6 protein-coding genes and 1 other RNA gene are annotated in these 8,003 nt (G+C 39.6%); 1 reads left to right on the forward strand and 6 read right to left on the reverse strand.

Annotated elements, in window-relative coordinates; all coding sequences use genetic code 11:
• Positions 1-68: 68 nt before the first annotated feature.
• The 6 genes from lpxM to G322_RS0107140 all read right to left on the reverse strand — a co-directional run bounded on the left by lpxM (position 69) and on the right by G322_RS0107140 (position 6,324).
• Positions 69-1,031 (reverse strand): lauroyl-Kdo(2)-lipid IV(A) myristoyltransferase, encoded by a 963-nt coding sequence (gene lpxM / locus G322_RS0107120; RefSeq protein ID WP_028866476.1) that lies wholly within the window; start codon positions 1,029-1,031, stop codon positions 69-71.
• Between the two features lie 47 nt (positions 1,032-1,078).
• Positions 1,079-1,176: signal recognition particle sRNA small type (gene ffs / locus G322_RS22625), an RNA gene on the reverse strand.
• 128 nt (positions 1,177-1,304) lie between these two features.
• Positions 1,305-2,090 carry a sulfite exporter TauE/SafE family protein gene (locus G322_RS0107125; protein WP_022941117.1) on the reverse strand — a complete coding sequence of 262 codons (786 nt, stop codon included), beginning with the start codon at positions 2,088-2,090 and terminating at the stop codon, positions 1,305-1,307.
• Entirely contained in the window at positions 2,090-3,442 is a 1,353-nt protein-coding gene (gene pssA, locus G322_RS0107130) for a CDP-diacylglycerol--serine O-phosphatidyltransferase (RefSeq protein ID WP_022941118.1), read from the reverse strand. The genes G322_RS0107125 and pssA overlap by 1 nt, the downstream gene beginning before the upstream one ends.
• A gap of 65 nt (positions 3,443-3,507) precedes the next feature.
• The gene (locus G322_RS0107135; RefSeq protein WP_022941119.1) at positions 3,508-4,698 is read right to left on the reverse strand and encodes an amino acid aminotransferase; all 1,191 of its coding nucleotides are present in this window, start codon (positions 4,696-4,698) and stop codon (positions 3,508-3,510) included.
• Positions 4,699-4,782: 84 nt separating this feature from the next.
• Positions 4,783-6,324: a fumarate hydratase gene (locus G322_RS0107140; protein WP_022941120.1), complete on the reverse strand. Its 1,542-nt coding sequence runs from the start codon at positions 6,322-6,324 to the stop codon at positions 4,783-4,785.
• A gap of 105 nt (positions 6,325-6,429) precedes the next feature.
• On the opposite strand from G322_RS0107140, the gene pabB reads away from it, so the two are divergent.
• Complete coding sequence (gene pabB / locus G322_RS0107145) at positions 6,430-7,869, forward strand: aminodeoxychorismate synthase component I (RefSeq protein ID WP_022941121.1); 1,440 nt, start codon at positions 6,430-6,432, stop codon at positions 7,867-7,869.
• The last annotated feature ends 134 nt before the right edge of the window (positions 7,870-8,003 follow it).

Raw genomic sequence — 8,003 nt, forward strand, 5'->3', positions numbered from 1 at the left:
AAAGACTAACGCAACTGTTACGGCTGTCTTTATTCGTTTTGCTTACGTTAAACGCATAAATATATAATTTAATATATTTTTTCACTCTCATCGGGGCGTGTTTTTAATAATTTCAGTGCCCACATATATTGACTGGGATCTTCATCAATCAACTTTTCAATCGCTGCGTTCATCATTTGCGTATCTTTAAGCTCATCTCCCGTTGGGATCTGAGCCAATGGTGCATGAAAAAACACATCATATTTAGCGGTTTTTTCATTATAAGAGGTATAAAAAGGGATCACGACTGCTTTGCCCAGTTTTGCTAACCGTCCGACTATCGGTAGTGTTGCTTTTTGGGTGGCATAGAAATGAATAAACAAACTTTTATCGCGACCATGATCTTCATCGGGTAGATAATAAAAATGGGTTTTGTCACGCAAACTTTTGATAACAGGCTTTAACCCTTCGCTACGGTGATAAAGGGCTCCTTTGCCCGTTAAATGGGTGAAACGAGTACGATAGCGGGTAACAAACCAATCAAAAATAGGGTTATTATAATCTTTAAACATACTTGAAAGTGGATAACCACGTGCGTTGATGCCCGCAATTCCCCCAAAGTCTAGACCGTAACAATGAGGGCCTAAAAAAATGATCGCTTTGCCTGCATTTTCAGCATCAATAATATGTTGCTCACCACTGATGTTTGCTCTGTTTAAAATATGTTGGCGACTACGAAAAAAAAGCTCTCCTAATGACAAACTGATTTGTGCGACCGCTTTGATGTTTTTACGCATCAACTTATCTTTTTGTTGTGCACTCATTGCTGGGAAGCATAAACTGAGATTGGTGAAAGCCACTTTTTTACGTTTATCTAAAAATTTTCTGTTGTAAATTAAGTGAGCCATAAAAGCCGCAAATCGATCGCGAAGTCGCACAGGAAAATAACTAAATAAGAAAAGTAAAAAAAGTAGACACCAAGTTAACCAATATTTAGGTAAAAAATAGGATGCTTTTAAAGAGGTATCAAAATTGGAATTGTACTGAGTCATTATTAGGCCTTTAAAAAGCTAAAAATGAAGATAAGATGTGGGTGGCAGACTCCCCAGCAAACCCTCGGCACTTGAATCACCTACTATGGCTGCTGCCTTCCGGCTCTGACCAGGTTAATAAGTTATCAATGCGAGGAACCAAGAAGCCTACCATTGTCACTGTTATCAAGCAGTTGGGTAACTAACTTGATGCGGTGGATTATACGTATCTTAATGTTGAGATCAACTGCTATTTTCACTTTATCGTTTGAATGCTTAATTAAACAGCACAAGTTAGAGAAACAGCTTAATGGCCACCAACAAGAGGAGGATCGAAAATGCTTTTTTTAATTGTGGCGCAGGTAATGAGTGGGTTAATTTTGCACCAAATTTAGCAAATACCGTGCTACTAATAATAATACCTAACGTGGCGGGCAGATAAATATAACCCACACTGTGTTCTGGTAACGCCTCATTATTCCAGCCCATCAAAAGATAACCTATCGAGCCTGAGATTGCGATAGGAAAACCTGTCACCGCAGACGTCGCTATCGCCTGCGTTATTTTGACACGGTACAAAGTTAATATCGGCACGACCAGTGAGCCTCCAGCAATGCCAAATAAACCAGATACAATACCAATTGCACCGCCAAGTAATCCAAGTCCAACTCTTTTAGGTAACAGAAAGTGTCCTTTAGGTTGCCACGAAAACCACATTTGTAGCGCAACGGTTAAACTATAAGAGGCAAATAAAATTTGCAATAACTCACCAGAAAAAAACTCTGCCACGTAAGCGCCAAGCAAACCACCAATCAACATACCGATGCTTAATTTTAAAGCAAGTGGCCAATTAATTGCCGATTTTTGATGATGTACATAAATAGCACTGAGAGAGGTAAATAAAATAGTAGAAAGAGAAGTACCAACAGCAAGATGGGTCAATACTTCCTCGGGAAAATCAAGGTAACTAAAAGTAAAAATAAGCGTCGGCACAATAATAATACCGCCACCTAATCCAAATATACCCGCGATTAATCCTGCTAGTGCACCGAGTAGAATATAACCGAGTATGATCAGCATTAAATAATACCTTTGACAATTTTATCCGCTTTACTGCGGCGTAAACGTATCAATATTTTTTGAACATGCACAGGATAATCACTGAGTTCTTGAATTTGATCAGAGTGGCTAATAAGCTGAGTATTTAAAAATATCTGCTCTGACTCTTTCGCTAGTAGCGACGTTAATTGCTGTTTGGGATCATCAATTAACAAACCATTCTCAACATCTAACCGCCATGCACGCGGATTTAAATTATGCCCAGTCAGCATAATAAAACGCTTATCGACATATAAGCCTTTCAGGTGAAAACTATTATTTTCATGTTGCCATAAATTTAATTTTAACTGACCGCTTTGTAGCAAAGCTTGATGCTTCTTAGCAAAGCTTTTCAAGTTACTCTCATAAAGATAAGGGAGCGCACCAATGGTGGTAAACTTTTTTTCCTCAGGAATATAAAAGTCATTCGCAGTTTTATCCCCCACCACGATAGTTAACTGTACGCCACGCTTTAATAGCGCGCTAATATCACGCGCAATGGCAGAGGGTAAATTAAAATAGGGAGTGAAGAGTAATATCTCATTTTGCGCACTTTGTAATAACTTACGAATGGTTTTATTAAGCTTATTATGCCGAGCACCCAGACCACAAAGTGGCGTTACCGCTAAGCAATCAGCAGATCGCTCGCCTTCATAATTAAATGAAGCTTGTTTTAAATTACGTGAGAGTTTCTTATGCGCGACTTTCAATTCACTCATCGGGGTAATTATTTCGCTATTTAAATGTGCAACAGCCCCACTGCTGATGATCTCTTTATTTAAAAAAGAGACCATTGAATCTGCTAGTAGCACATTATTAATTAACCAATATCGATCATAGCGATAGCGCTCTTGTTGATGCAGGTAGATATTGTTGAAGCTTGCACCACTGTATAAAACCTGGCCATCAAAGATAAAACCTTTTAAGTGTTGTACGCCAAAAATCTCTTTGCGCTTAACTGGAATACCAATAATTTTGACACCTAGTCCTTGTGCTTTTTCAACCTTTTGATACCAAGATGCATTGGTTTCTGTCACTTCTTTCTCGCCGATCAATCCACGTTGCGCACGGTGATAATCGATACAAACAACCACATTTAATGCAGGATTGGTTCTTTTGGCATCGTATAGTGCCATTAAAATATCAGCGCCCGCCTCATCTGCTTCTAGATATAATGCAGTAAGGTAGATCCGATATTTGGCTTTTTTGATCTGCGCTAATAATTCAGCCTTAAAAGATTTTGATGAGAACAAACAATCAACCGATTGCTCATCAAGGGGGATTTTACGCAGATTATTTAAGAAAGCTAAGCTTTGGTTTATTCGACTACTCATGGCACTCTTTTTATACAAAAGGGCTACCTGATGAAAGGTAACCCTGTTTTTATTATCGATATGGATTAAATTACTTTTGCGATAGCATCACATAATGGTTGCATATTGTCTTTGGTCATACCCGCAACTGAAATACGGCCCGACCCAACAATATAAACAGCAAACTCATCTTTAAGGCGCTTTACCTGCTCAACTGACAGACCTGAAAATGAGAACATGCCGTTTTGACGGCTAATAAAGCTGTAATCACCTTTCACGCCTTTCTCTTTCAAGGTTGCTACAAACAGGTCACGCATCTCTTGAATACGATCGCGCATATCAGCAACCTCTTTATCCCACTGAGCATACAATGCTTTATCTTCTAAGATAGTGGTCACAATCGCGGCACCGTGTGCAGGGGGATTTGAGTAATTTGAACGGATACCCGCTTTAATTTGACTAAATGCTGAATCTGCAATTTCACTGTCTTCTGCAACTAAGGTGATACCACCTACACGCTCATTATATAAACCGAAGTTTTTAGAAAATGAGTTAGCCACTAATAACTCTTTATTGTATTTAGCAAAAATGCGTAAACCCTGTGCATCTTCCTCAATACCTTTTGAAAAACCTTGGTATGCGAAATCAAAGAAAGGCACCGCGCCTAAGTCAGCCATCAATTTAGCTAAAATTTCCCACTGCTCCAATGTTGGATCAATACCCGTTGGGTTATGACAACAACCATGAAAAAGAACCAGATCACCCGCGCCGACATTTTGCAAAGAAGCGACCATCGCATCAAAGTCTAAATCTTTTGTTTGTGCATTATAATAATCATAGCTGACAACTTTAAGACCCGCAGTGGTAAAAACGTTACCGTGGTTTGCCCACGTTGGATTACTTACCCAAATTGTTCTAATACCTAATTTTTTAATCGCAAAATCAGCGCCAATACGTAATGCACCCGTACCACCCGGAACTTGTGCTGTGCGCGCACGATTTGAGCTAATAATTTCAGCACCGCTACCAAAGAGTAATTTTTGCACTGCAACGCCGTAGGCTGCAATACCTTCAATGCTCAAATAACTTTTAGTTTTTTCCGTGGCAAGTAGACGTTTTTCAGCTTCTTTCACCGTGGCTAAAATAGGTGTTTGACCACTTTCATCTTTATAGATGCCGACACCAAGGTTGATTTTTTCACTACGTGTATCTTTTTTAAACGCATCGGTTAAACCAAGAATCGGATCTGCGGGTGCTGTGCTTACTTGTTCAAACATAATCTTTCCTTTATTAATATAAGTAAGTAATTCACTTTAATAATTGAAGTGCAGTTATACCATTGCAACACTTTGTTTATCAATTCATTCCGACAATTTCTTGTCTAAATCAGCAATTTTAGCTTTCCAAATAGCAGGCCCTTGGGCATGAACATTATTTCCATCGCTATCAACCGCAACGGTTACCGGCATATCTTCAACTTCAAACTCATAAATAGCTTCCATGCCTAAATCGGCAAAGGCCACTACACGTGCTTTTTTAATCGCTTTAGAAACAAGATAAGCGGCACCACCCACCGCCATTAAGTAAACAGATTTATTTTTTGCGATAGAATCCACCGTGGCTTGACCACGCTCTGATTTCCCTATCATGCCTAATAAACCTATTTCCTCTAACATAAAATCAGTAAATTTATCCATACGTGTGGCGGTCGTTGGTCCCGCAGGTCCTACCACTTCATCACCTACCGCATCAACAGGCCCGACGTAATAGATAAAACGTCCTTTAAAATCAAGGCCTTCTGGCAAACCTTTACCTGAGGTAATAAGTTCATGAATACGTTTATGAGCGGCATCACGGCCGGTTAGAATTTTACCCGACAAGAGTAAGGTATCGCCACTTTTCCAGCTCGACATATCCGCTTTACTGAGACCATCAACATTCACTCGCTGCGTATTCTCACCCACTTCACGAGTAATTTCAGGCCAATCACTCAATTTTGGTGTCTGTAACGTAGCTTCTCCACTGCCATCAAGGGTAAAATGGGTATGACGTGTCGCTGCACAGTTAGGGATCATCACCACGGGTTTTGAAGCGGCATGGGTTGGACAACTTTTAATTTTAACATCTAATACCGTGGTTAAGCCACCTAACCCTTGTGCACCGATGCCTAAAGCGTTAACTCTGTCCATGATCTCTAAGCGTAACTTTTCGTCAGTTGTTAATACATCTTTATTTTTTTGTGCTTTTTCTTGCAACTCTACAATATCAACGGGCTCCATTAATGACTCTTTTGCCATTACTGCCGCTTTTTCAACCGTGCCACCAATGCCAATGCCTAACATTCCCGGTGGACACCAACCTGCACCCATGCTGGGTACAACGGATTCAACCCAATCAGCAATCGAATCAGAAGGGTTTAACATCACCATTTTTGCTTTATTTTCAGAGCCACCGCCTTTTGCTGCCACCATCACTTCAACGGTATTACCACGTACCATCTCAATATGAACAACAGAGGGGGTATTATCTTGGGTATTTTTACGTGCACCAGCAGGATCACTAACAATCGATGCACGCAATGGATTACTAGGGTCTAAATAGGCCTTACGCACTCCCGCATCAACAAGCTCTTGTACGGTTAACTCTGTTTCAAAACGTACTTCCATGCCTATTTTAACAAACACGGTGACAATACCCGTATCCTGACAGATAGGACGTTTACCCTCTGCCGACATGCGCGAATTAATCAAAATTTGTGCAATCGCATCTTTGGCGGCTGGATTTTCCTCAATTTGATACGCTTTATCCATCGCGTCAATAAAATCGATAGGATGATAGTACGAGATAAATTGCAGTGCATTTGCAACACTATTAACAAAATCTTGCTGTTTAATAACGGTCATGTAAAACTCCAAAAAGTAGCTGATATCTATTCAATAGAATGGTAATCTGCCTCACAAAAACCACAACCCATTTGTTACAAAACTGTTGCCTAAATTCGAATAAATATGACTAACTGCCCTAATAACACCAATATAAACATACAAATTAAACCAATATCATTAACACAAACTCAATTTGAGCAAATTAAATATAATCTCAGCCAATATGAGTGGGCTATTTTTCTTGAGTCTGCTGATGATACCCATATTGATAGTCACTACTCAATTATCAGTGCCGAGCCGATTGCAACACTGCAATCGTTTGCGGGGAAAAACTGTTTTAAAATGGGTGCACGTTGTGAACGAACAAAGATTGACCCCTTTATTATCTTGAAAGAGAAACGAGAAGCCCTCTTCCCTTTACACGATATGCAACACAACAAAGAAAGCAAATTACCGTTTTTAGGCGGAATATTAGGCACACTCAATTATGAATTAGGTTATCAATTTGAAGAGATCAAAAATGATCAACAACCTAATGGGTTATCACTACCTGAATTAAGTGTTGGTTTTTATGATTGGGCACTGATTTTTGATCATAAAAAATCACTGTTTTTTCTGGTTACCCACCCGACCATTAAGCAACTAAAAACATCAAAAGAGCAGTGGAAAAGTCGTTTCAACTGGTTAATGTCACACGTTAAACCTCACAAAACAGCGCAACCATTTCAGTTAACAAATAATTGGTCTGCGAATATGGATAAACAACAATACAGTGAGAAATTTAATAAAATTCAGCAGTACATTCTCAGTGGTGACTGTTATCAAGTAAACCTTGCACAGCGTTTTAAAGCGAGTTACCAAGGTGATGAATACCAAGCTTACCAAGCTTTATTAGCTGAAAACCGTCCCCCTTTTGCTGCCTTTTTACGTTTACCTGAACAAGTTATTTTGTCACTGTCTCCTGAGCGTTTTTTAAAATTAACGGACCGTATTGTTGAAACTAAACCCATTAAAGGCACACGACCACGCTTTGATGATTTGACGTTAGACAAACAAAGCCAGAAAGCGCTGCAGCAATCAGAAAAGGATCGCAGTGAAAATTTAATGATTGTGGATCTACTGCGTAATGATATTGGCCGAGTTTGCCAAGCAGGTAGCGTTAAAGTACCCACGCTGTTTGAGATAGAAAGTTTTCCTGCTGTGCATCATTTAGTCAGTACTGTTATTGGTAAATTAGACACCTGCTATGGCGTTGAAGATCTACTGCGCGTTTGCTTTCCTGGCGGATCAATTACTGGTGCACCTAAGATCCGTTCAATGGAAATTATTGCAGAGTTAGAGCCTGATCGCCGTCAAAGTTATTGTGGTAGCATCGGCTATATTAGTGCCAATGGTGAGATGGACATGAATATAGCCATTCGTACTTTAGTCTGTTTTGAAGGTGAAATATATTGCTGGGCAGGAGGCGGTTTAGTCGCAGATTCGCAAGTAGATGCGGAATATCAAGAGTGTTTTGACAAGGTCAGTAGAATACTGCCTTGTCTTACTAAACTTAACAAATAGTAACTTATACCATTCCGCTTAATATAATGATCAGGTTTTACGCAGGGTAAATGACTAAGGTCAAGGCGCATGATTGAGTAATAGCCGGCTATTGCGATTGAATGCAACGCAGATATTAGTCATTTAAACCAGTA

Source organism: Psychromonas hadalis ATCC BAA-638 (assembly GCF_000420245.1).
GTDB classification, from domain to species: domain Bacteria; phylum Pseudomonadota; class Gammaproteobacteria; order Enterobacterales; family Psychromonadaceae; genus Psychromonas; species Psychromonas hadalis.